Genomic DNA, 21,455 nt, shown 5'->3' with positions numbered 1-21,455 from the left:
GCGATTACGGTCCGGGGTAGGGCAGTTGCCTTACTTATTCAGGAACAGTTCGCGGCCAATCAGCATACGACGGATCTCGGAAGTACCCGCGCCGATCTCGTACAGTTTGGCGTCGCGCAGCAGACGGCCGGTAGGGAATTCGTTGATGTAGCCGTTACCGCCCAGCAGCTGGATTGCGTCCAGAGCGATCTTGGTCGCCATCTCCGCGGTGTAGAGGATGCAGCCTGCAGCATCTTTGCGGGATGCTTCGCCGCGCACTGCCGCCTGTGCAGCCATGTAAACGTAGGCTTTGGAGGCGTTCATGATGGAGTACATGTCCGCAACTTTACCCTGTACCAGTTCGAACTCACCGATGGCCTGGCCAAACTGCTTACGGTCACGGATGTATGGGATTACGATGTCCATTGCAGCCTGCATGATGCCCAGTGGGCCACCGGACAGTACCAGTCGCTCGTAGTCCAGACCGGACATCAGTACCTTAACACCGCCGTTCAGTTCACCCAGAATGTTCTCTTTAGGTACTGGGCAGTCTTCAAATACCAGCTCACAGGTGTTGGAGCCGCGCATGCCCAGCTTGTCCAGTTTCTGGTGGCGGGAGAAGCCTGGGTAGTCACGCTCTACGATGAATGCAGTGATGCCTTTAGGGCCTGCAGTTACATCGGTCTTTGCGTAGATAACGTAGGTATTCGCATCAGGACCGTTGGTGATCCACATCTTGTTGCCGTTCAGCAGGTAGTGGTCGCCGTTGTCACGGGCGTGCAGCTTCATGGATACAACGTCGGAACCGGCATTTGGCTCGGACATTGCCAGTGCGCCGATGTGTTCACCGCTGATCAGTTTTGGCAGGTACTTCTGTTTCTGTTCTTCGTTACCGTTGCGGTGGATCTGGTTTACACACAGGTTGGAGTGTGCGCCGTAAGACAGACCTACAGAGGCGGATGCGCGGCTAATCTCTTCCATCGCAATAACGTGAGCCAGGTAGCCCATGTCCACGCCACCGTACTCTTCTTTAACGGTAATGCCGAGCAGGCCCATATCGCCGAATTTACGCCACAGGTCGTTAGGGAATTCGTTCTGCTGGTCAATCTCTTCCGCGCGCGGTGCGATTTCCTTTGCTGCGAAGCTGTTGATCTGCTCACGCAACATATCAATGGTTTCGCCAAGTCCAAAGTTCAGTCCAGAGTATTGTGAGATCATAATTTCACCCATTGCTCGCCGATCTACCGCTCCCTTATATAGAGGGGTGTTATTCGGTCTGTTGTTTTTGTTGTATTTCGTTAAGTGTTTCACGGCAGCGGGCTTCGGCACTGTCCAGTTCAAGTTGAACCATGGCAATGTCCTTCAGCTGCTGCTCCAGTTCTGCTCGCTTTTCAGCAATCTTTACCAGCAGCAGGTTTAACTGCTTTTCGCTGCCGGTTGTGGTCTCGTCCCAAAGTTCGAACAGTTCGCGTGTTTCCGCCAGAGAGAAGCCCAGTCGTTTGCCGCGCAGGATCAACTTCAGGCGCACACGGTCCTGGCTGCTGTAGACGCGGGTCTGACCGCGACGTGCCGGCGCCAGAAGTTGCTGGTCTTCATAGAACCGGATGCTGCGGGTTGTTACGTCAAACTCGCTTGCCAGTTCACTGATGGAATAGGTCTTCTTGTCGTTCATGTCTTTGTACTACCACGTTTGAGATTAGCGTAAAGGAAGTTTACGTAAACGTAAAGCTGTATAAGGGTATTCACATATATTATCACAAAGGGGTATTTGCTGTTTAGATGGCTGATTTATATGGGTTTTTACTCGATATAGGGCAAAAAAACCGATAATCTTAGACTAAAGTAGTACTTGGCTTCCCGTAGGGGAAATTGCTAATTTGGGTTCACCGCTTACGTCAAGGTAAGCATCTCCCAGGGTAGTAAAACTGGAAAAATAACAATAAAAACGGCGAGGCTTGGGTTCCGCATGAGTGTCGATTACGTGCTGCAAACCACTGATCTTGTAAAAGAGTTCAAAGGTTTCACCGCAGTAGATAATGTAAATTTAAACGTTGAGCGTGGAACGATTCACGCGCTTATTGGCCCGAATGGTGCCGGTAAGACCACCGTTTTTAACCTTCTAACTAAGTTTTTGATCCCTACGCGTGGTCAGATTCTTTATAACGGGGAAGATATCACCCAGATGCACTCTGCAGAGATTGCACGTAAGGGTGTTATTCGTTCTTTCCAGATCTCCGCAGTCTTTCCACACCTGACTGTTCTGGAGAACGTCCGCATCGCGCTGCAGCGAAAAGAGGGCAACAGCTTCCACTTTTGGAAGTCTGACAGGGTCCTTAACAAGCTGAATGCGCGCGCTATCGAGCTGCTTGAGTCGGTAGGCCTGCAGGACTTTGCTAACACCACCACCGTCGACCTCTCTTATGGTCGTAAACGTGCACTGGAAATTGCCACAACGCTGGCGCTTGATCCTGAACTGATGCTGCTCGATGAGCCAACACAGGGTATGGGGCATGAAGACGTTGATGTGGTTTCCGACCTGATCAAGCGTGTATCTGCTGATCGCACCATCCTGATGGTTGAACACAACCTGCACGTTGTTTCTAAGCTGGCTGACAACATTACCGTGCTGCAGCGTGGTGCCATCCTGACCGAAGGCGACTACGAAACAGTATCTGCTGATCCTCGTGTGCGTGAAGCGTACCTGGGTGTATCTGAAGATGAAGTTGTACCGGGTACTGAAGCTGATAAGGCACAGCAGGCAGCTAAAGAGGAGGTGACAGTATGAGTGCGGTAGGTGATGAAAAAATCCGTATCAGTGATCTGCACGCCTTTTACGGCGAGTCGCACATCCTGCACGGTATTGATATGACAGTAATGCAGGGTGAGTTGGTGACTCTGCTGGGTCGTAACGGTGCAGGCCGTTCGACAACCCTTCGCTCCATCATGAACATGGTGGGACGTCGTACAGGCAGTATCAACATCAACGGGCGTGAAACCATTGATATGTCCGCCCACAAGATCGCGCACTTGGGTCTGGGCTTCTGCCCGGAAGAGCGCGGTATCTTCTCCAGTCTGAACGTAGAAGAAAACCTGATGTTGCCACCGGCGGTTCGCAGTGACGGCATGAGTGTTGAAGAGATCTACGAACTGTTTCCTAACCTCTACGAGCGCCGCATGAGTCAGGGTACGCGCTTGTCTGGGGGGGAGCAGCAGATGCTGGCATTGGCCCGTATCCTGCGCTCTGGTGCAAATATCCTGCTGCTTGATGAGATTACAGAGGGTTTGGCTCCGGTAATCGTTAAGAAGCTCGGTGAAGTGTTGGTCATGCTGAAAGAACGTGGTCTTACAATTCTATTGGTAGAGCAGAACTTCCGTTTTGCGGCACCAATTGCAGATCGTCACTACGTAATGGAACACGGCCACATTGTAGAAGAAGTGCACGCAAACGAGCTGGAAGCTAAAGCTGAAATGCTCAATACCTATCTGGGTGTTTAAATCCGGTAATTTTCCGGGAGTCTGCGGGATTTGCCCGTTTAGAAGTCACGGGTAGTACCGAAAGCTCCTAAAAAAAGTGAATAACAATAAAAAGCTCTACCAGGAGAATAACGATGAAATCATTGAAGAAATCCCTGCTGTCCGCAGCTGTAGCGTCTGTTTTTGCTGTTTCCGGTGCTCAGGCCGCCGGCATCTCTGATGACAAGGTAAAAATCGGCGTACTGGCAGATATGGGCGGTGTTTACGCTGATATCTGTGGTAAAGGTTGTGTAACGGCAGTGGAAATGGCAGTTGAGGACTTCGGCGGCACAGTATTGGGCAAGCCAATCGAAGTTGTTAGTGCCGATGACCAGAACAAGCCGGATATCGGCTCTGCGAAAGCACGTGAGTGGGTAGAAAGCCAGGGCGTTGACGCCGTAACTGGTCTGGTAGCATCTTCTGTAACGGGTGCGGTAACTAAAGTACTGACCGACAACAAGAAGATCGCACTGATCTCCACGTCTGCTTCCCACGCTTTCACCACTAAAGCATGCTCTCCGTACAACGCTCACTGGACTTACAACGTAGTTGCACTGGCGAACGGTACCGTTAAGCCAATGGTAGATGCGGGTAAGAAAAAATGGTTCTTCATCACTGCTGACTACGCGTTCGGTCACGCTCTGGAAAAAGTGGCTTCTGGCGTAATCAAAAACAACGGTGGTGAAGTTGTGGGTGCCGTTCGTGCGCCGCTGGGTACGACTGACTTCTCCTCCTACGTGCTGCAGGCTCAGTCTTCCGGTGCAGATGTAGTGGCCCTGGCGAACGCGGGTGCTGACTTCGTTAACTCCCTGAAGACATCTGCTGAATTCGGTCTGACCGAGATGGTTGATGTAGCAGGTCTGCTGGTATTCACCCACAACGCGAAGGCACTGGATCCAAACATCGCTGGCGGTATGAAACTGACTACCGGTTTCTACTGGGATATGGATGATGAAACCCGTGCGTGGTCCAAGCGCTTCAAAGAACGTCACGGTTCTATCCCTGCAATGGGTCAGGCGGGTGCGTACTCTATGACTATGCACTACCTGAACGCGATCAAGGAAGCGGGTACTGACGACGCTGATACCGTTATGAAGGTAATGAAGAAGAACAAGCCAAACGACTTCTTCGCGCGTAATGCATACCTGCGTAACGACGGCCGCATGGTTCACGATATGTACCAGGTACGTATCAAGAAAGCGGACGAGCGTAAGAACGAAGACGATATCTTTGCTATCGAACAGGTCATCCCTGGCGAGCAGGCCTTCGGCCCAATGCTGTCTCAGTGTGACTTTAAATAACAACAATAAGTTGATCCGGTAAGAGGTCGGGGCTGCCGTCCGGCAGCCCCTTTATCCTCGAACGGACGGTAATTTCCGGTCTGGTTGCACAATTAAGTGCACCTCTAATCCGGCTTGGGGTGGAGAGTTATGGCGACATTTCTCGGTATTAACCTGTTTGGCCTGTTCGGCCAGCTGCTTGTGGGCCTGATCAACGGCTCCTTTTATGCGTTGCTCAGTCTGGGTCTCGCGATCATTTTTGGTTTGTTAAAAATTATCAACTTTGCGCAGGGCGCAATGTACATGCTGGGTGCATTCTTTGCTTGGATGGCCCTGAACTACATGGGTATCAACTACTGGGCGGCTTTGATAATTGTACCGCTGGCAGTAGGTTGTATCGGTGTTTTGATGGAGCGTTACCTGCTTCGTCCTATCGCCAACGAAGATCACCTCTATAGCTTGCTCCTTACCTTCGGTCTTGCGCTGATTTTGCAGGGTGCGTTTACCCACATGTTCGGTTCTTCCGGTATGTCTTACGCGATCCCTGACGAATTGAAAGGCGGTAACCGTCTGCCGTTCATGTACCTGCCGAACTACCGGGCATGGATCATCATTTCATCGCTGGTGGTGTGTGTGGCGACCTGGTACATGATCGAGAAAACCAAGCTGGGGGCTTACCTGCGTGCAGGTACTGAGAACCCGCAGCTGATGCAGGCATTTGGTATCAATGTGCCGCTGATCGTAACCCTGACCTTTGGTTTTGGTGTTGGTCTGGCTGGCTTTGCAGGTGTAATGGCTGCACCTGTGTACTCCGTATCTCCTGATATGGGCTCCAACATGCTGATCGTGGTATTCGCGATCGTGGTAATCGGTGGCATGGGCTCGATTGGTGGTGCGATTCTGACAGGTCTCGGCATGGGTATTGTTGAAGGTCTGACGAAGTATTTCTATCCGGAAGCCTCCACCACTGTGATCTTCGCGGTGATGGTGATCGTGCTGCTGACCAAGCCAGCCGGTCTGTTTGGTAAAGAAGCATAAGGGGGACTCCGAGATGCAAATTAATAAAACTGCAGTTGCGCTGATCGGTCTGGGTCTGGTGGCTCCATTTATCCTGTACCCGGTCTTCCTGATGAAAGTGCTGTGTTTCGCACTGTTTGCCTGTGCCTTTAACCTGCTCTTGGGCTTCGTAGGCCTGCTGTCCTTCGGTCACGCTGCATTCCTGGGTACAGGGGGCTACATCACGGGTTACATGATGCTCCATGTTGGCCTGACGCCTGAGCTGGGAATTCTGTGTGGTACTGTGGCCGCGGGGGTGTTGGGCGCTATCTACGGCAAGCTGGCGGTAAAACGCGAGGGTATTTACTTCGCGATGGTTACCCTGGCGCTGGCGCAGTTGATCTTCTTTATGTACCTGCAGGCTCCGTTCACCGGTGGTGAGGATGGTATGCAGGGTGTGCCGCGTGGTGAGCTGTTCGGCTTTATCGATCTGAGCGACAACATGACCATGTACTATTTCGTATTCGCGATCTTCCTGTTTGGCTTCTGGCTGGTGAACCGTACCGTTCACTCTCCATTTGGTCAGATCCTGAAGGCGATCCGTGAAAACGAACCACGTGCGGTATCTCTGGGTTACAACGTTAACGACTACAAGTGGGTAGCGTTTGTGATCTCTGCAGCGCTGGCAGGTCTGGCGGGGTCTACCAAGACACTGGTCTTCCAGCTGGCGTCCCTGACTGATGCGCACTGGCACATGTCTGGTGAGGTGGTACTGATGACCCTGCTGGGTGGTATGGGCACCATCTTTGGTCCGATCGTGGGTGCGGCGTCTGTCGTCACTATCCAGAACTACCTGTCCGGTGGTGAGTTGGGTAACTATATCCACATCATCATGGGTCTGATCTTCGTAGTCTGCGTACTGGCATTCCGTAACGGTATTGTCGGTGAGATCCAGAAAGTGATTAAGCGTAACTTCGGTAACTAACAGCCGGAATCAAAGAGGGTGCAGTAGTGCGCCCTTTTTTTGTGTCTATAGGTTTACGTAAACGTAAAGATTGTTTGAGTTTAAGGTGAAAAATATGAGTCAGGATGCAGTAGTAATTGTAAGTGCAGCACGTACTCCAATGGGCGGCATGATGGGGTCGCTGAGCGATGTGCGTGCACCGGACCTGTGTGCAACGTCCATCAAAGCTGCGATTGAGCGTGCTGGTCTGAAAGCGGATGATATTGATGAGGTTGTGATGGGCTGCGTACTGCCTGCCGGTCTTGGTCAGGCTCCTGCGCGTCAGGCTTCCCGTGCTGCTGGTATTCCTGATGCGGCGGGTGCAACCACTATCAACAAGATGTGTGGTTCCGGTATGAAAGCTGTGATGCTGGCACACGATCAGATCCTGGCCGGTTCCGCGAATGTCATGGTTGCTGGTGGTATGGAAAGCATGAGCCAGGCACCTTACATTCTGCCAAAAGCGCGTCAGGGTATGCGCATGGGGCACGGTCAGGTAATGGATCACATGTTCCTGGACGGTCTGGAAGATGCGTATGAAGGTGGTCTGATGGGAACCTTCGCGCAGAAGAGTGCGGATGACTACAACGTAACCCGTGAAGCGATGGATGACTTCGCGATCGGTTCCCTGAACAAAGCACTGGCGGCAATTGAAAACGGTGAGTTCAAAGAAGAGATCGCACCGGTAACTATCAAGACCCGTAAAGGTGAGGTGGTTGTTGATACCGACGAACAGCCAGGCAACGCGCGTATCGACAAGATCCGCAGCCTGCGCCCTGCGTTCAAGAAGGACGGTACTGTTACTGCGGCTAACTCCAGCTCTATCTCCGATGGTGGCTCTGCACTGATCCTGATGAAAGAGTCTGAAGCGAAGGCGCGTGGTTTGCAGCCGCTGGCGCGTATCGTGTCACACTCCACTCATGCGCAGCTGCCAGCAGAGTTCACCATAGCTCCGATCGGCGCAATCCAGAAGTCGTTGGATAAAGCAGGCTGGACTAAAGAAGACGTAGATCTGTACGAGATCAACGAAGCGTTTGCCGTTGTATCCATACTGGCAATCAACGAGCTGGGCCTGGACGCCGACAAAGTGAACGTACGTGGTGGTGCGTGTGCACTGGGTCACCCGATCGGTTCTTCCGGTTCCCGTATCCTGGTTACGCTGCTGCATGCACTGAAGCAGAAGGGCCTGAAGAAAGGCGTAGCGTCTCTGTGTATTGGTGGTGGTGAAGCAACTGCCGTTGCAGTAGAGATGATCTAAACCTGTAAAATTTACCGTCCCACGGAACGGGCGATGGCTATCAGAAGGGGCGGTGGCCTTTTCAAGATAGGTGTTACGAATCCGCTTTTCTCTCCAGCCGGGTGTGTCGTTGGCCACCCGGCTTTCTCGTTTAGGTATCGTGCGGATAGCGGACCTACCTGGCAGAGCAACGTAACCTTGTAGGGTAGCCTTCAGGCTACCGGCACCCTGAAGGGGTGCCCTACAAAGCAATATTTAACATCAGTTTCCTTTGTACGGATAAGCGCCGGTACGCATCTTGCGGTACTGGCTGGGTGATACTCCCATCAGCTTTTTGAAGATGCGTGAAAAGTAATAGGCATCTTCATACCCCACAGAAAACGCGATTTCGTTCACATGGTTGTTGGTGGTGTCCAGCAGGTGGCAGGCACGCTCTATTTTCAGCTGGATAAAGTGGTTGATCGGTGTGGTGCCGGTGATCTCTTTGTATTTCTTCACAAAGTGATACTTGGACAGGTTCACCGTTTCAGCCAGGGTATCCAGGTCCAGTTGTTCATGAATCCTAGCCTGCATCAAGCTGTGAACGCGCTCGATATCTAGCCCGTCCCCTGACTGTTTGTGGCGTGCCAGCGGCTGCAGGAGGGCGATGTGGGAGAGGATCTGGCGTAGTTGGTTTGCAGCGCAGATATATGCATTAATGTTGTAAGTAGATTCCCGTGCTTCCAGCAGTGCCTCAAAGTCACTTGCCAGTCGTGAGTGGATGCCGATCGGGATGATCAGTTGGTTTTGACCGCTTTTTCGCACTGCAATATGCTGGATGAAATCTGCCGCGTGATGGCCGTGAAAGTGGGTCCAGTAGATCGTCCAGGGATTGCTAGGACGTGCTTTGTAGGCATGTTGAATACCTCTGGGAATTAACAATATGTCACCGGGTCTGACTCGGTGCTTTTGCCCCTCAATCTCCAATTCTCCTTCTCCATCAAGGCAATAGATCAGCAGATTGTCATCGTGACTGTCACGCTCCATGTGATGCCCTGACGCTTGGCGGTAATAGCCTATGCCGAGCGGGTATAGGCCGCTACTGAGCGGATGGTTGGCCAGTTCAGAAATGACGCGGTGCGGAATAACAAAGCGGATGCTTTCCGGTGGCAGTGGCCAGCTTGATGGGGTACTCATGGATGCGACCTATGTATAAGGGAAATTACCTAATGAATCGCAATATAGTCCATCAATAAGACAAGATTATCAATCCTGAAGTTCAGAACTGCGTGATACAACTTAACCATCACGTAACAAAGAACAAAAGACGAATAACAAAAACTAACTAGGTATCAAAGCGATGACTCAGCAAGTCCCTCTCCTGATCAACGGCGAATTAGTTCAGAGTGAATCCCAGAACCTGATTCCGGTAACCAACCCGGCGACTCAGGAAGTACTGGCACAGGTTCCATGTGCAACTGAAGCGGAAGTAGAGCGCGCAGTAGAAGCAGCTAAGACTGCTTTCGAAACCTGGAAAGAAACCCCGGTTGGTGAGCGTGCACGTCTGATGCTGCGCTACCAGGCGCTGCTGAAAGAAAACCACGACGAAATTGCGACCCTGCTGGCGCAGGAAACCGGTAAGACTTTCGAAGATGCGAAAGGTGACGTGTGGCGTGGTATCGAAGTGGTAGAACACGCGTGCAACATTGCATCTCTGTCCATGGGTGAAACCGTAGAAAACGTCGCCCGTAAGATCGACTGCTACAGCATCACTCAGCCTCTGGGTGTGTGTGTCGGTATCACTCCTTTCAACTTCCCGGCGATGATCCCACTGTGGATGTTCCCAATGGCGATCGCGTGCGGTAACACGTTCGTACTGAAACCATCCGAGCAGGATCCACTGACGCCGATGCGTCTTGCAGAGCTGTTCAAAGAAGCGGGCGCGCCAGACGGTCTGCTGCAGATCGTTCACGGTACCAAAGATGTTGTAAACCAGCTGCTGACTCACAAAGACACTCCAGCTATTTCCTTCGTAGGTTCCGTAGCTGTAGGTGAGCACATCTACCGCACCGGTACCGACCACATGAAACGCGTACAGGCGTTTGCTGGTGCGAAGAACCACATGGTTGTAATGCCGGATGCATCTAAAAACCAGGTTGTTAACAGCATTGCAGGTGCATCTGTAGGTGCAGCAGGCCAGCGCTGCATGGCGATCTCCGTTGCAGTCTTTGTGGGTGAAGCACGCGAGTGGATCCCTGAAGTGCGCGATGCCCTGGCAAAAGTTCGCCCAGGCGCGTGGGATGATCCAGAAGCGGGTTACGGTCCTCAGATCAATCCTCAGGCCCGTGAACGTGTGCTGGACTTCATTCAACAGGGTAAAGATGCCGGTGCAGAATGTATCCTTGATGGTTCAGATGTTGTAGTTGAAGGTTACCCGGACGGTAACTGGGTTGGCCCAACCATGTTCCGCGGTGTAACACGTGACATGTCCATCTACCAGGAAGAGATCTTTGGTCCTGTTCTGATCGCGCTGGAAGTAGACACGCTGGAAGAAGCGATCGAGCTGATCAACGAAAACCCATACGGTAACGGCACGTCTATGTTCACCTCTTCCGGTGCCGCAGCGCGTAAGTACCAGCACGAGATCAAGGTTGGTCAGGTGGGTATCAACGTACCAGTACCTGTGCCTCTGCCAATGTTCTCCTTCACCGGCTGGCGTAAGTCTTTCTACGGTGACCAGCACGCTTACGGTAAACAGGCTGTTCGCTTCTACACCGAGACCAAGACTGTAACTGCACGTTGGTTCGAAGATGATATCGACACCGGTGTGAACACCACTATCAATCTGAAGTAATTCGTACCAGACAATATAACAAGAATGAAAAAGGGAGCGCGACATAGCTAACATGTCGCGACTCCCTTTCATCAGGAGAGAGCGATGGATTTCGAGCTGAACGAAGACCAGATTGCATTCGCCGACATGGCCCGTGCTTTTGCACAAAACGAATTTGAACCCCATGCCGCCGAATGGGATCAGGAACAGACTTTCCCGGTAGACGTACTGCGTGCCGCGGGTGAAATGGGCTTTTGTGGCCTTTATTCACCGGAGGACGTAGGCGGGTTAGGCTTGAGCCGCCTCGATGCCAGCATTATTTTTGAACAACTGGCTATGGGCTGCACCTCGACCACCGCGTTCATCACTATCCACAACATGGCAACCTGGATGATTGCGGACTTCGGTAACGAAGATACCCGTCAACAGTGGTGCCCTGAGCTGACCGCTGGCCAGAAGCTGGCATCCTACTGTCTGACCGAGCCGAATGCCGGGTCAGACGCCGCGTCCCTGAAAACGACTGCACGTCGTGAAGGCGACAACTATATCCTCAACGGTTCCAAGATCTTCATCTCCGGCGCGGGCAGTACCGATGTATTGGTGGTGATGGCGCGTACCGGCGAAGACGGTCCGAAAGGGATCTCCGCATTTGCGGTTGATGCCAAATCTGAAGGCATCGTATATGGCCGTAAAGAGGACAAAATGGGCTGGAACAGCCAGCCAACCCGAATGATTACCTTTGAAGACGTCGTCGTACCAGCATCTGCTTTGCTGGGTAACGAAGGCGACGGCTTCAAGATTGCAATGAAGGGCCTGGATGGCGGTCGCATCAACATCGCGACCTGTTCCATCGGCACTGCGCAGGCTGCACTGAACCGCGCACGTGACTACATGCATGAGCGCAAGCAGTTTGGTAAAGAGCTGGCCAACTTCCAGGCACTGCAGTTCAAGATCGCAGACATGACCACCGAGCTGGTGGCTGCGCGTCAGATGGTGCGCCTGGCTGCGTCTAAACTGGATGCGGGCCATGCGGACAAGACCGCGTACTGCGCCATGGCAAAACGTTTTGCAACCGATGTGGGCTTTAATGTTGCAGACGAAGCACTGCAGATTTTCGGTGGTAACGGCTACATCAAAGAGTATCCGATGGAGCGTTACGTACGTGACAATCGCGTGCACCGAATTCTGGAAGGTACCAACGAAATTATGCGCGTCATCGTCGCACGTCGTGTGCTGATGCAGGACGCTGCGGATCTGTTATAGGAGTCAGTGAATAAGTCCGAAACGACTCTGGCTTTCAGAGCAACTCGAGATCAAGGCAGAGAAAGTCTCGGACTTAATCGCTAACTCCTCGGATCCTCGGAAAAGAATTGGAGATATAAGATGACCGATAAGCTGATTGTAGAGAAACAGGGCCATACCGCTGTTATCACCATGAACAACCCGCCAGCAAACACCTGGACTGAAGACAGTCTGAAAGGTCTGGCCGTGGTGGTTGAAGAACTGAACCAGGACAAAGAGATCTACGCACTGGTGATCCGTTCGACCAGCGAGAAGTTCTTCTCTGCAGGTGCTGACCTGAACCTGTTCGCTGACGGTGACCGCGCGGTAGCACGTGACATGGCGCGTTACTTCGGTGAAGCGTTCGAAACCCTGTCCCGTTTCCGTGGTGTGTCTATCGCAGCCATCAACGGCTTTGCGATGGGAGGCGGTCTGGAAGTGGCGCTGGCATGTGATATCCGTGTAGCTGAAGAGCAGGCGCAGATGGCGCTGCCAGAAGCGAAAGTAGGCCTGCTGCCATGTGCAGGCGGTACTCAGAACCTGACCATGCTGGTTGGCGAAGGCTGGACCAAGCGTCTGATCCTGTGCGGTGAGCGTATCAAAGCACCGCTGGCGAAAGAGATCGGTCTGGTGGAAGAGCTGGTGCCTACCGGTCAGTCTTTCGAACGCGCGATGGAGATGGCCAAAGCGGTTGAGCAGCAGAGCCCAACGGCTGTCGCTGCATGTAAACAGCTGATCCAGAACAACCGCACCAACCACTGGGATGCAGGTTACATCATGGAGCGCGAACTGTTTGTGGATCTGTTCCACACCGAAGATCAGAAAGAAGGTGTAAACGCGTTCCTGAAGAAGCGTGCACCTGAGTGGAAGAACAAGTAATCACCCAAAGGAGCTAAGAAAGCTCCAAGGCGTACCAATTCCCTATACGAAGGTGATCAATGCGGGGCGTCCTTGGGGATACCCGCATAAGCAATAAACAAGGAACAGACGATGAGCTCAGTACTGTTTAACGAATTCCCTACGCAGGATGGCAAAAAAATTGTTGAAGTACGCCTGAATGCGGAGCGCTCCCTGAACGCACTGACGCTGGATATGATCGATGAGATCCAGCCTAAACTGGATGCCTGGAAAGATGATGACAGCGTTGTTGCCGTTATTCTGGACAGCGCCGGTGAGAAAGCATTCTGTGCTGGCGGTGACGTTGTAAACCTCTACAAAGCGATGGCTGGCGAAGGTGACGCCTCCTTCCCGGAAGACTTCTTCACCCGCGAGTACACGCTTGACTACACCATCCACACCTACCCGAAACCGATTATCTGCTGGGGCAACGGCATTGTGATGGGCGGTGGCATGGGGTTGATGAACGGCTGTAGCCATCGTGTCGTTACCGAAACGACGCATATGGCGATGCCGGAAGTGACCATCGGCCTGTATCCGGACGTAGGTGGCAGTTGGTTCCTCAACCATATGCCGGGCCGTACCGGCTTATTTCTGGGGCTGACCGGTAACCGCATGAATGCAGCGGATGCCCTGTTCCTGGGGTTGGCGGATCGATTTGTTGCAGGTGAGCTGCGCGAAGTGATGGTTGAGCGTCTGCAGTCCGAGAGCTGGGACGGTAACGCTAACGCCGCGGTTAACCGTGTACTGCGTGACCTGGAAGATGAATCTCAGCCGCAGTTCGATGGCAAATCTCCGGTGCAGGACAACTTCGAATTGATCCAGCGTGTGACCGATCAGGACAGTGTGGAAGAGATCGTTGAAACGCTGCTGGCGGAAGAATCCGAAGACAAGTGGGTTATCAAAGCGCAGAAAGCGATCAGTCACGGCAGTCCGTTGGCAATCAATCTGATTCAGAAGCAGCTGGACGTGACCAAGCACATGTCGCTGAAAGAGGTGTTCAACGCCGAGCTGGTGCTGTCTGTACAGTGCTGTAAGCATCGTGAGTTCCCGGAAGGCGTACGTGCATTGCTGGTTGATAAATGTGGTAACCCTCAGTGGACCTACAGCACGTTGGCTGAAGTTGATCAGGACAAAGTGAACGAGTTCTTTGTCTCTCCGTGGGAGAACAACCCACTGGCGGGTCTGTAAGAAAGAGATAAAAGGGATAAACAGGACGCAGTTTTGGTCCGGAAAGCGGCATCTCATGCCGCGCGCAAGGCGTCGCTTTCTTAACGAATAAAGATAAAAAGGGCTAGAGATATGGCAACAATCGGTTTTATTGGTCTGGGCAACATGGGTGGCCCAATGGCGATCAATCTGGTGAAAGCAGGTCATTCGGTTAAAGCGTTCGACCTGTCCCAGGATGCAATTCAGAAAGTGGTTGCCGAAGGCGGCCAGGCTGCGGCATCTGCAGCAGATGCTGCAAAAGATTCCGAATTCGTAGTTTCTATGCTGCCCGCGGGTAAGCATGTAGAAGGTCTGTTTGTGACCGGTGATGAGCCACTGTTCGACGTGGTTGCTGACGGTGCACTGATCATCGATTCCTCTACGATTGATGCAGAAACTGCAAAGCGCGTAGCCGCTGTAGGTGCTGAGCGTGGTATCAGCTTTATCGATGCACCGGTATCCGGCGGCGTTGGTGGTGCGGTAGCAGGCACGTTGGCCTTCATGGTGGGCGGTAGCGATGAGCAGTTCAGCAAGGCGAAGCCAATTCTGGACTGCATGGGTAAGAACATATTCCACGCCGGTGATAACGGTGCGGGGCAGATTGCAAAAGCATGTAACAACATGATGCTATCCATCCTGATGGCGGGTACTGCTGAAGCCCTGAATATGGGTATCAAGAACGGTATGGATCCAGCGGTACTGTCCGAAATCATGAAGCAGAGCTCCGGTAACAACTGGGCGCTGCAGGTGTACAACCCGGTTCCAGGCGTAATGGAAGGTGTGCCGTCCTCTAACAATTACCAGGGCGGCTTCCAGGTAGATCTGATGTACAAGGACCTCGGTCTGGCGATGGACCTGAGCCAGCAGAGCGCTTCTCCAACCCCAATGGGGTCACAGGCGCGTGCACTGTACAACCTGCATAAAGCCAAAGGTAACGGTGGCCTGGACTTCTCCAGCATCCTGCGTCTGTATCAGGATCAGTAAGCAGTTCTCCACAGAATAACTACAATACATGCTCGCCCCAAACTGGGGCGGGCAGACAGTTCCTCGCGGCACTGTCGGGGCGTTCTCTCAGGCAGGAGGCGCCATCTAGCCGCAGTGCCAACCCGATAAAAAAAATAAACGAGGTTGAACAATGGGATACAACGATGAATATCAGGCTGCCCTGGATAACACGGAAGCCTATTGGGCGGGGCAGGTTGACCGCATCGCCTGGTTCAAAAAACCAGAAACCATTCTGAGCAAAACCGATTTTGGCACCTACAGCTGGTACCCGGACGGTGAGCTGAACAGCTGCTACCTGGCACTGGATTACCACGTGGAAAATGGCCGTGGTGAGCAGGTTGCCCTCTATTATGACTCTCCCGCGACCGGCGGTACCAAAGAAGCGATCACCTACGACCAGCTGCTGGATCGCGTATCCCGTTTCGCCGGTGCTCTGAAAGCACAAGGTATCGAAAAGGGCGATACTGTTCTGATCTACATGCCGATGATTCCGGAAGCGGCAGTCGCGATGCTGGCATGTGCTCGTTTGGGCGCCGTTCACTCTGTCGTATTTGGTGGCTTTGCACCACACGAAATGGCGATCCGTATCGACGACGCCAATCCGAAAATGATCCTGACCGCGTCCTGCGGTATCGAGTTCGACAAGAAGATCGCTTACAAGCCGCTGGTGGATCAGGCGATCGACTTAGCAACGCATAAGCCTAAAAACACCATTGTGTGTCAGCGTGATGTCCTGAAAGCGGACATGAACAACGCACGTGATCTGGATTGGTATCAAGTGCAGGAAGGCGTTGAGCCGGCAGAGTGCGTAGCAGTTAAAGGTTCAGATCCGCTCTATATCCTCTATACCTCCGGGACTACCGGACAGCCAAAAGGTATCGTGCGTGACAACGGTGGTCATGCAGTGGCGCTGCGCTACGCACTGAATAACGTATATGGCATGGAAGCAGGCGATGTATGGTGGGGCGCGTCCGATATCGGTTGGGTTGTAGGGCACTCCTTCATCGTTTATGGCCCCCTGATGGGCGGTTGTAGTGCAATCTTCTTTGAAGGTAAGCCAATCAAGAACCCGGATGCGGGTACATTCTGGCGTGTGATCGAAGAGTACGGCGTGAACTCCATGTTCTGTGCGCCAACTGCGTTCCGTGCGATCCGTAAGGAAGACCCGGAAGGTGCGCTGTCTCAGAAATATAACCTCGATAGCCTGAAGTGGATTTTTGTAGCAGGTGAGAAGCTGGACTCCTCCACCTATCACTGGTTGTCCGATCTGCTGAAAGTACCGGTGATCGACCACTGGTGGCAGACCGAGACCGGCTGGCCAATGACTGCACCGATGATGGGCTGGGACAATCCGTCAGAAGCACGTCTGGGCTCTACCAACAAACCGATTCCTGGTTACGACATCCGTGTGCTTGATGGCGATGGTACTGATGTAGAAGCCGGTGAAGCGGGTAATATCTGCGTGAAGCTGCCGATGCCTCCGGGCGTGGCATGGAGCATCTGGAACAACAATGACCGCTACGTAAGCTCCTACCTGGAAGCCTTCCCGGGGTACTACCACACCGGTGACGGTGGTTATAAAGACGACGATGGTTACGTATACATCACCGGTCGTACCGATGACGTGATCAACGTATCCGGCCACCGTTTGTCGACCGGGGAGATGGAAGAGGTCGTATCTGCACACCCTGCGGTTGCCGAATGTGCGGTGATCGGTGTGAATGACGAGCTGAAAGGTCAGTTGCCTGTTGGTCTGATCGTCCTGAAAGCGGGCGAAGAGATCGAAGAGGAACAACTGGAAAAAGAGCTGGTCCAGATGGTCCGTGACCAGGTGGGTGCACTGGCCTGCTTCCGTCGAGCTCTGGTTGTTCAACGTCTGCCGAAAACCCGTTCCGGCAAGATCCTGCGCGCAATCCTGCGTAAGATCGCCGCTCAGGAAGAGTACAAGATGCCGTCAACAATCGATGACGAAAGCATTCTGCCTGAGATTACCGAGCTGATGGCAGAAGCGGGTGTAACCAAGTAATACACCTAACATCGAGTACCGATGTCCCCAGCGTTGGCGCCGTTTGCTAGGACGGTGCCGACGCTCTCTATTCTATTTAAGCACTAACGCCGCACTGAAAATTTATTAGGGAAAATACCTATTTTCTCTCGCATTCCGCTGAGAAACACGTTAAATTGACGTTAACGTAAGAGTAAAGAATAAGTTGTATAGCCGGTTTCAACCGGCATTACACAGAAAAAGCAGGAGAGGTTCTATGCAGGTTAAAGACAGTGTTTTTGTAATCACCGGCGGCGGTCGTGGTCTGGGACGTGCGATGGCTGAGCACCTGGCAAAGCAGGGCGGCAAGCTGGCATTGATCGATCTGAATCAGGACGATCTGGATACCGCTGTAGGCCAGTGTCAGGAACTGGGTGGAGAAGCACGTGGTTATATCTGCAACATCACTGATGAACCTGCAGTAGAAAGCACTTTTGCGCAGATCAAAGAAGACTTTGGCGAGATTAATGGTTTGGTGAACAACGCTGGTCTGATGCGTGATGGCATGCTAATCAAGATGAAAGATGGTGAGCTGGTCGGCAAGATGTCGCTGGAAAACTGGGAGTCTGTGCTGACTGTCAACATGACCGGCACCTTCCTGTGTGGACGTGAGGCGGCAGCCATCATGGCGCAGCAGGGCAAAGGTGGTGTCATCATAAACATCTCCTCCGTATCCCGCGCAGGCAACATGGGCCAGACCAACTACTCCGCGACAAAAGCGGGTGTAGCAACCATGGCTGTGAGCTGGTCTCGTGAACTGGCGCGCTTCGGTATCCGTGTAGGTGGCATTGCACCGGGCGTAATCGCTACTGAGATGACTGCACAGATGAAGCCGGAAGCGATTGAACGCATGGTATCTGCAGTGCCTCTGCGTCGCTTGGGTGAAGTGGAAGAGATGGCCCACACCCTGCAGTACATTATCGAAAACGAATTCTTCACCGGCCGCATCGTAGAAATGGACGGTGGCCTGCGCATCTAAGCGTATGTGAAACGCGCATTTTGCAGGTTAAACAGGTTCTTTGCTTGTTAGCTGAAAGACGACCGTTGTTTAGTGCCGTTAACTGCACTAGTACTCTGTTGGTACGTCACTTGGGGGAGTTCGCTCCCCTTTTTTTATGTCCAAAAAAAGCAAATACAGGCATCACCACAAATAAAAATAACTAAGGAGACCGCTATGAATCGTTACTTGGATGATTTTAAAGAGGGCGAACGTTTTACCGCGCCGGGTTTTACCCTCAGCGAAGGGCAGGTGCTGGATTTTGCGCTGACCTATGATCCGCAGCCGTTCCATATTGATGCGCAGGCTGCTTCGGAGAGCCCTTACGGTGGTTTGATTGCCAGCGGATTCCAGACGTTGGCACTGTGCTTCCGGATGGTTGTGCAAAATGGCGTGTTCGAAAAGGTGAGTATGGGTGGGCCCGGCATCTATGAACTGCGCTTTCTGGCGCCGGTGCGACCAGGAGATACGATCCGCAGTGAGGCGGAGATCCTGTCGGCGAAACCTTCGCGTTCAAAACCTGACCGGGGTATTCTGCGCATCCAGTTCCGCGGATATAACCAGCATGGCGACGAAGTGATCAGCTTTATTGTAATAATGCTTGGACGCAGAAAAACCGAGTAAATGCTACGAAATTTTCATTAGTTTTTATTAGATGAAGCGGTTACATGTCACAGGCTTTTGGCTAGAATGTGCTTAACATACTGCCACTGATAGGAGGGCTCTGTTATGTCAAACGCAACTAATCCGCATCCAAAATTTATCGAAGCGATGCAGAAACTGTCAGCCATGTCAGAAGAAGAGCGCCTGTCTGAGGAGAATAAAGATCTATTTGATCAGGCGATGAACTACGCGCCGCTGGATATCCAGCCTCAGTTGGTGGCGATTCGTAAGAAGTACGACGAGCTGCACTAATACACCGGCTTCTTAAAAGAATAAAAAGGCCGCGACTGGAGTTGCGGCCTTTTTTGTTTTTACTGTCTCGTGCTCTACGGTAGGATTTAAGGGGCTTGTAGCTTGTACTATACATTTCATCTTTATGTATTAGCATAGAGCTTATTGCAGAACGGACTGCTAAAAACGGTGGGGATAGGATTGCTCTTCCGTATCTAGAAGTAACGGGATTCATCAGAGTAGTTGTATGAGCAGTACCAATGGCGATGTAGGTCGTGACCCCCAGAAACTGATCGGTCTGTTACAAGTTGTGGCGATGGTCGCAACCACCATTATCCTGATTGCCTCTGTCGCTGGTACACACTGGCTGTATCAAAGCTACGTAATTAAAATATCCAAGCTGGACGCGATCCGTACCAGTGAGTTGATTATTGCGATCGAAAGTCGCTTTCTTAAAGCGTCTTCCCCTTCAGAATCACCGTTGACGGATTACATGGATAGCGCTGCATTGGACAGGCTTGATCAGCGTATGGATAAGTTCCTGTCACCCCACGGTATCCTCAAAGTTAAAGTCTTTTCCCCGAATCGTACTGTGGTATACAGCACCGACCGTTCGATTATCGGGCAGCAAAACGCCAACAACCCGAATCTCCTAAAAGCGCTGCAAGGCGAACCGGTATCCAATCTGCAGACAAAGGAATCGATTTTGGACATTAAGTCCGAGCAGCGGTTTGATGTTGATGTGGTAGAGACCTACGTACCTATTCGAAATGCTGATGGCGCGGTGGTTGGTTGCTTCGAAATCTACCAGGACACCACTATATTCAGAAATGAGGTGGCGAATGGCGTTACGATGTCTGTGGTGGTGTTGGGATCGGTGTTGCTGTTGGTGTTCTCCATTGCGTACCTGTTCCTGAAGACGGCTGTAAACCGTTTGTTGGATGCCCAGGAAAAATTGCATGACATGGCTATTCGAGATTCGCTTACAGGCCTGATCAATCGCCGTGAGATCGCCATACGCGGCGAGCAGGAATTTTCTCGTTATAAGCGTTTGTCTATCGGGTCTGAGCACACTCCTTACAGTGTAATGATGATCGATCTGGATCATTTCAAATCGATCAACGACAACTACGGTCATGTTGTGGGCGATCAGGTGCTGAGGCAGGTTGCAGACTATCTGGCTCAGGCCGTGCGTAACTACAGCAACGTGGGCCGTTACGGTGGCGAAGAGTTTATTCTGGTGCTGCCTGGCGGAAGCAGCGAAGATGCATGGAGCATCGCAGAACGTATTCGCAGTGGTATCTCCAGTCAACCGATAGATTTTGATGGCGGCGTCGTTAGTGTGACTGTGAGTATTGGCGTGTCACTGGTGAGCGAAGATGATGCTTGCTTTGAAGATACGGTCGACCGCGCCGACAGAGCGCTCTATCAAGCCAAGGAACAGGGGCGGAACAGGGTTAGCGGGCTTTAGATAAGAACAAGGCCACTTCTGGATAAGTGGCCTTTTTGTTGGATTACACTTCGGATGATATTGGCGGGGTTGGAGTATCGGTAGCCGGTTCTTCCGAGCTGCTATCAGTTTCTACGGTCCGATCAGAACCGCCATTATCAATGCGGAACTGCTCCAGTTTCTCAGTAACCAGGTTATAGGTCTGGTCGATATTACCCGCGATCTCTTCGGTAAGTACTCCCATGCCATCAAGTATCTCGCGTGCTTCGTTAAAGCCCTGCAAAATACCGCCACCGATCACATCGGTGAAGTGATCCACCAGTTCACTGCCCTGAAGTTCCGGGTTGGCATTCTGGAAAGCGCTGAAAAGACCGGTTGTGAGTGAAACAATGCGGTCGGCAGTGGCTTCCGGCGAAACGTCCAGTCCGCTCTCTACTGCGTTATCGATCGCCCGGGGACCAAGCTGTGGCTCCAGAATCTCGTTCAGCTTTTCTGTTGCCGCTTTAAACGCCAACGTCAGAGATTCGTTCCCGGCGTTGATATTAACCTGCAGGGACGCTTCCATGATGGAGCGATTGAGCTCCGCCTTTGCCTGCTGCTGAGGCGTCATCGCAGGTGTTTCTGCGGCGCGTTCAGCGCGCTTGACTTCATTCTTGGCATGGGCCTGCTGGGATACCTGTTGGCCAAACTGTTGAGGTTTGTCAGGGTGCTTGGCTTGCGCCGATATCGACTGACCAAAATTGTTGATGCTCATACCGTTCTACTCTTTGAAAGTCGCCTTAAGTATCCCACGTTATCGGCCAAAGTTCGAAACAGTTGATGGATTTGTGCTCAGTTTGGTGTTTTTACCCAATTAAG

At 52.3% G+C, this 21,455-nt stretch carries 20 protein-coding genes; 16 read left to right on the top strand and 4 right to left on the bottom strand.

Annotated features, from left to right (window positions below):
• Positions 1–30 precede the first annotated feature (30 nt).
• Both QKW35_RS18560 and QKW35_RS18555 read right to left on the bottom strand, forming a co-directional pair.
• Positions 31–1,197, bottom strand: a complete 1,167-nt coding sequence (locus tag QKW35_RS18560; RefSeq protein WP_282355552.1) for an isovaleryl-CoA dehydrogenase — start codon at positions 1,195–1,197, stop codon at positions 31–33.
• A 49-nt stretch (positions 1,198–1,246) separates the two neighbouring features.
• On the bottom strand, positions 1,247–1,651 hold the full coding sequence (locus QKW35_RS18555) for a MerR family transcriptional regulator (RefSeq protein ID WP_282355551.1): 405 nt from the start codon (positions 1,649–1,651) through the stop codon (positions 1,247–1,249).
• Positions 1,652–1,945: 294 nt separating this feature from the next.
• Between QKW35_RS18555 and QKW35_RS18550 the strand changes: the two genes are divergently transcribed.
• The 6 genes from QKW35_RS18550 to QKW35_RS18525 all read left to right on the top strand — a co-directional run bounded on the left by QKW35_RS18550 (position 1,946) and on the right by QKW35_RS18525 (position 8,029).
• Positions 1,946–2,764 (top strand): ABC transporter ATP-binding protein, encoded by an 819-nt coding sequence (locus tag QKW35_RS18550; RefSeq protein WP_282355550.1) that lies wholly within the window; start codon positions 1,946–1,948, stop codon positions 2,762–2,764.
• Positions 2,761–3,474, top strand: coding sequence for an ABC transporter ATP-binding protein (locus QKW35_RS18545; protein WP_282355547.1), 714 nt, complete (start codon positions 2,761–2,763; stop codon positions 3,472–3,474). Before QKW35_RS18550 ends, QKW35_RS18545 begins: the two co-directional genes overlap by 4 nt.
• Before the next feature lie 113 nt (positions 3,475–3,587).
• Entirely contained in the window at positions 3,588–4,793 is a 1,206-nt protein-coding gene (locus tag QKW35_RS18540) for an ABC transporter substrate-binding protein (RefSeq protein WP_282355543.1), read from the top strand.
• A gap of 129 nt (positions 4,794–4,922) precedes the next feature.
• Positions 4,923–5,810, top strand: a complete 888-nt coding sequence (locus QKW35_RS18535) for a branched-chain amino acid ABC transporter permease (RefSeq protein WP_282355540.1) — start codon at positions 4,923–4,925, stop codon at positions 5,808–5,810.
• Between the two features lie 13 nt (positions 5,811–5,823).
• Positions 5,824–6,753, top strand: coding sequence for a branched-chain amino acid ABC transporter permease (locus QKW35_RS18530; protein WP_282355538.1), 930 nt, complete (start codon positions 5,824–5,826; stop codon positions 6,751–6,753).
• 94 nt (positions 6,754–6,847) lie between these two features.
• Entirely contained in the window at positions 6,848–8,029 is a 1,182-nt protein-coding gene (locus QKW35_RS18525; RefSeq protein WP_282355536.1) for a thiolase family protein, read from the top strand.
• Positions 8,030–8,269: 240 nt separating this feature from the next.
• Here the strand turns inward: QKW35_RS18525 and QKW35_RS18520 are convergent, their stop codons facing one another.
• Complete coding sequence (locus tag QKW35_RS18520; RefSeq protein ID WP_282355534.1) at positions 8,270–9,184, bottom strand: AraC family transcriptional regulator; 915 nt, start codon at positions 9,182–9,184, stop codon at positions 8,270–8,272.
• Positions 9,185–9,347: 163 nt separating this feature from the next.
• Between QKW35_RS18520 and QKW35_RS18515 the strand changes: the two genes are divergently transcribed.
• The 10 genes from QKW35_RS18515 (at position 9,348) to QKW35_RS18470 (ending at position 20,618) form a co-directional block, all read left to right on the top strand.
• Positions 9,348–10,841 (top strand): CoA-acylating methylmalonate-semialdehyde dehydrogenase, encoded by a 1,494-nt coding sequence (locus QKW35_RS18515; RefSeq protein ID WP_282355532.1) that lies wholly within the window; start codon positions 9,348–9,350, stop codon positions 10,839–10,841.
• An 84-nt stretch (positions 10,842–10,925) separates the two neighbouring features.
• Complete coding sequence (locus tag QKW35_RS18510; RefSeq protein WP_282355529.1) at positions 10,926–12,083, top strand: acyl-CoA dehydrogenase family protein; 1,158 nt, start codon at positions 10,926–10,928, stop codon at positions 12,081–12,083.
• A gap of 120 nt (positions 12,084–12,203) precedes the next feature.
• A complete protein-coding gene (locus tag QKW35_RS18505; RefSeq protein ID WP_282355527.1) occupies positions 12,204–12,980 on the top strand; it encodes an enoyl-CoA hydratase in 777 nt (258 codons plus the stop codon).
• A 111-nt stretch (positions 12,981–13,091) separates the two neighbouring features.
• On the top strand, positions 13,092–14,189 hold the full coding sequence (locus QKW35_RS18500; protein ID WP_282355526.1) for an enoyl-CoA hydratase/isomerase family protein: 1,098 nt from the start codon (positions 13,092–13,094) through the stop codon (positions 14,187–14,189).
• 111 nt (positions 14,190–14,300) lie between these two features.
• Positions 14,301–15,191, top strand: a complete 891-nt coding sequence (gene mmsB / locus QKW35_RS18495; RefSeq protein ID WP_282355524.1) for a 3-hydroxyisobutyrate dehydrogenase — start codon at positions 14,301–14,303, stop codon at positions 15,189–15,191.
• Between the two features lie 151 nt (positions 15,192–15,342).
• On the top strand, positions 15,343–17,238 hold the full coding sequence (locus QKW35_RS18490; RefSeq protein ID WP_282355523.1) for an AMP-binding protein: 1,896 nt from the start codon (positions 15,343–15,345) through the stop codon (positions 17,236–17,238).
• A gap of 235 nt (positions 17,239–17,473) precedes the next feature.
• Positions 17,474–18,235 carry an SDR family oxidoreductase gene (locus QKW35_RS18485; RefSeq protein ID WP_282355521.1) on the top strand — a complete coding sequence of 254 codons (762 nt, stop codon included), beginning with the start codon at positions 17,474–17,476 and terminating at the stop codon, positions 18,233–18,235.
• 195 nt (positions 18,236–18,430) lie between these two features.
• On the top strand, positions 18,431–18,877 hold the full coding sequence (locus QKW35_RS18480) for a MaoC family dehydratase (RefSeq protein WP_282355520.1): 447 nt from the start codon (positions 18,431–18,433) through the stop codon (positions 18,875–18,877).
• A 105-nt stretch (positions 18,878–18,982) separates the two neighbouring features.
• Complete coding sequence (locus tag QKW35_RS18475; protein ID WP_282355518.1) at positions 18,983–19,168, top strand: hypothetical protein; 186 nt, start codon at positions 18,983–18,985, stop codon at positions 19,166–19,168.
• 226 nt (positions 19,169–19,394) lie between these two features.
• The gene (locus tag QKW35_RS18470; protein ID WP_282355516.1) at positions 19,395–20,618 is read left to right on the top strand and encodes a GGDEF domain-containing protein; all 1,224 of its coding nucleotides are present in this window, start codon (positions 19,395–19,397) and stop codon (positions 20,616–20,618) included.
• Between the two features lie 43 nt (positions 20,619–20,661).
• Here the strand turns inward: QKW35_RS18470 and QKW35_RS18465 are convergent, their stop codons facing one another.
• A complete protein-coding gene (locus QKW35_RS18465) occupies positions 20,662–21,351 on the bottom strand; it encodes a DUF5610 domain-containing protein (protein ID WP_282355515.1) in 690 nt (229 codons plus the stop codon).
• Positions 21,352–21,455 lie beyond the last annotated feature (104 nt).

Source organism: Pontibacterium granulatum (assembly GCF_029961155.1).
Taxonomy (GTDB): domain Bacteria; phylum Pseudomonadota; class Gammaproteobacteria; order Pseudomonadales; family Balneatricaceae; genus Pontibacterium; species Pontibacterium granulatum.
Note: the sequence above shows the minus strand (reverse complement) of the source record. Positions and strands in the feature narration are given on the sequence as shown.

Coding starts and splice junctions, on each gene's coding strand:
- QKW35_RS18515 (WP_282355532.1), top strand. CDS start 9,348: ATGACTCAGCAAGTCCCTCTCCTGATCAACGGCGAATTAGTTCAGAGT.
- QKW35_RS18525 (WP_282355536.1), top strand. CDS start 6,848: ATGAGTCAGGATGCAGTAGTAATTGTAAGTGCAGCACGTACTCCAATG.
- QKW35_RS18555 (WP_282355551.1), bottom strand. CDS start 1,651: ATGAACGACAAGAAGACCTATTCCATCAGTGAACTGGCAAGCGAGTTT.
- QKW35_RS18500 (WP_282355526.1), top strand. CDS start 13,092: ATGAGCTCAGTACTGTTTAACGAATTCCCTACGCAGGATGGCAAAAAA.
- QKW35_RS18470 (WP_282355516.1), top strand. CDS start 19,395: ATGAGCAGTACCAATGGCGATGTAGGTCGTGACCCCCAGAAACTGATC.
- QKW35_RS18535 (WP_282355540.1), top strand. CDS start 4,923: ATGGCGACATTTCTCGGTATTAACCTGTTTGGCCTGTTCGGCCAGCTG.
- QKW35_RS18560 (WP_282355552.1), bottom strand. CDS start 1,197: ATGATCTCACAATACTCTGGACTGAACTTTGGACTTGGCGAAACCATT.
- QKW35_RS18550 (WP_282355550.1), top strand. CDS start 1,946: ATGAGTGTCGATTACGTGCTGCAAACCACTGATCTTGTAAAAGAGTTC.
- QKW35_RS18480 (WP_282355520.1), top strand. CDS start 18,431: ATGAATCGTTACTTGGATGATTTTAAAGAGGGCGAACGTTTTACCGCG.
- QKW35_RS18465 (WP_282355515.1), bottom strand. CDS start 21,351: ATGAGCATCAACAATTTTGGTCAGTCGATATCGGCGCAAGCCAAGCAC.
- QKW35_RS18530 (WP_282355538.1), top strand. CDS start 5,824: ATGCAAATTAATAAAACTGCAGTTGCGCTGATCGGTCTGGGTCTGGTG.
- QKW35_RS18520 (WP_282355534.1), bottom strand. CDS start 9,184: ATGAGTACCCCATCAAGCTGGCCACTGCCACCGGAAAGCATCCGCTTT.
- QKW35_RS18490 (WP_282355523.1), top strand. CDS start 15,343: ATGGGATACAACGATGAATATCAGGCTGCCCTGGATAACACGGAAGCC.
- QKW35_RS18545 (WP_282355547.1), top strand. CDS start 2,761: ATGAGTGCGGTAGGTGATGAAAAAATCCGTATCAGTGATCTGCACGCC.
- QKW35_RS18510 (WP_282355529.1), top strand. CDS start 10,926: ATGGATTTCGAGCTGAACGAAGACCAGATTGCATTCGCCGACATGGCC.
- QKW35_RS18540 (WP_282355543.1), top strand. CDS start 3,588: ATGAAATCATTGAAGAAATCCCTGCTGTCCGCAGCTGTAGCGTCTGTT.
- QKW35_RS18505 (WP_282355527.1), top strand. CDS start 12,204: ATGACCGATAAGCTGATTGTAGAGAAACAGGGCCATACCGCTGTTATC.
- QKW35_RS18485 (WP_282355521.1), top strand. CDS start 17,474: ATGCAGGTTAAAGACAGTGTTTTTGTAATCACCGGCGGCGGTCGTGGT.
- mmsB (WP_282355524.1), top strand. CDS start 14,301: ATGGCAACAATCGGTTTTATTGGTCTGGGCAACATGGGTGGCCCAATG.
- QKW35_RS18475 (WP_282355518.1), top strand. CDS start 18,983: ATGTCAAACGCAACTAATCCGCATCCAAAATTTATCGAAGCGATGCAG.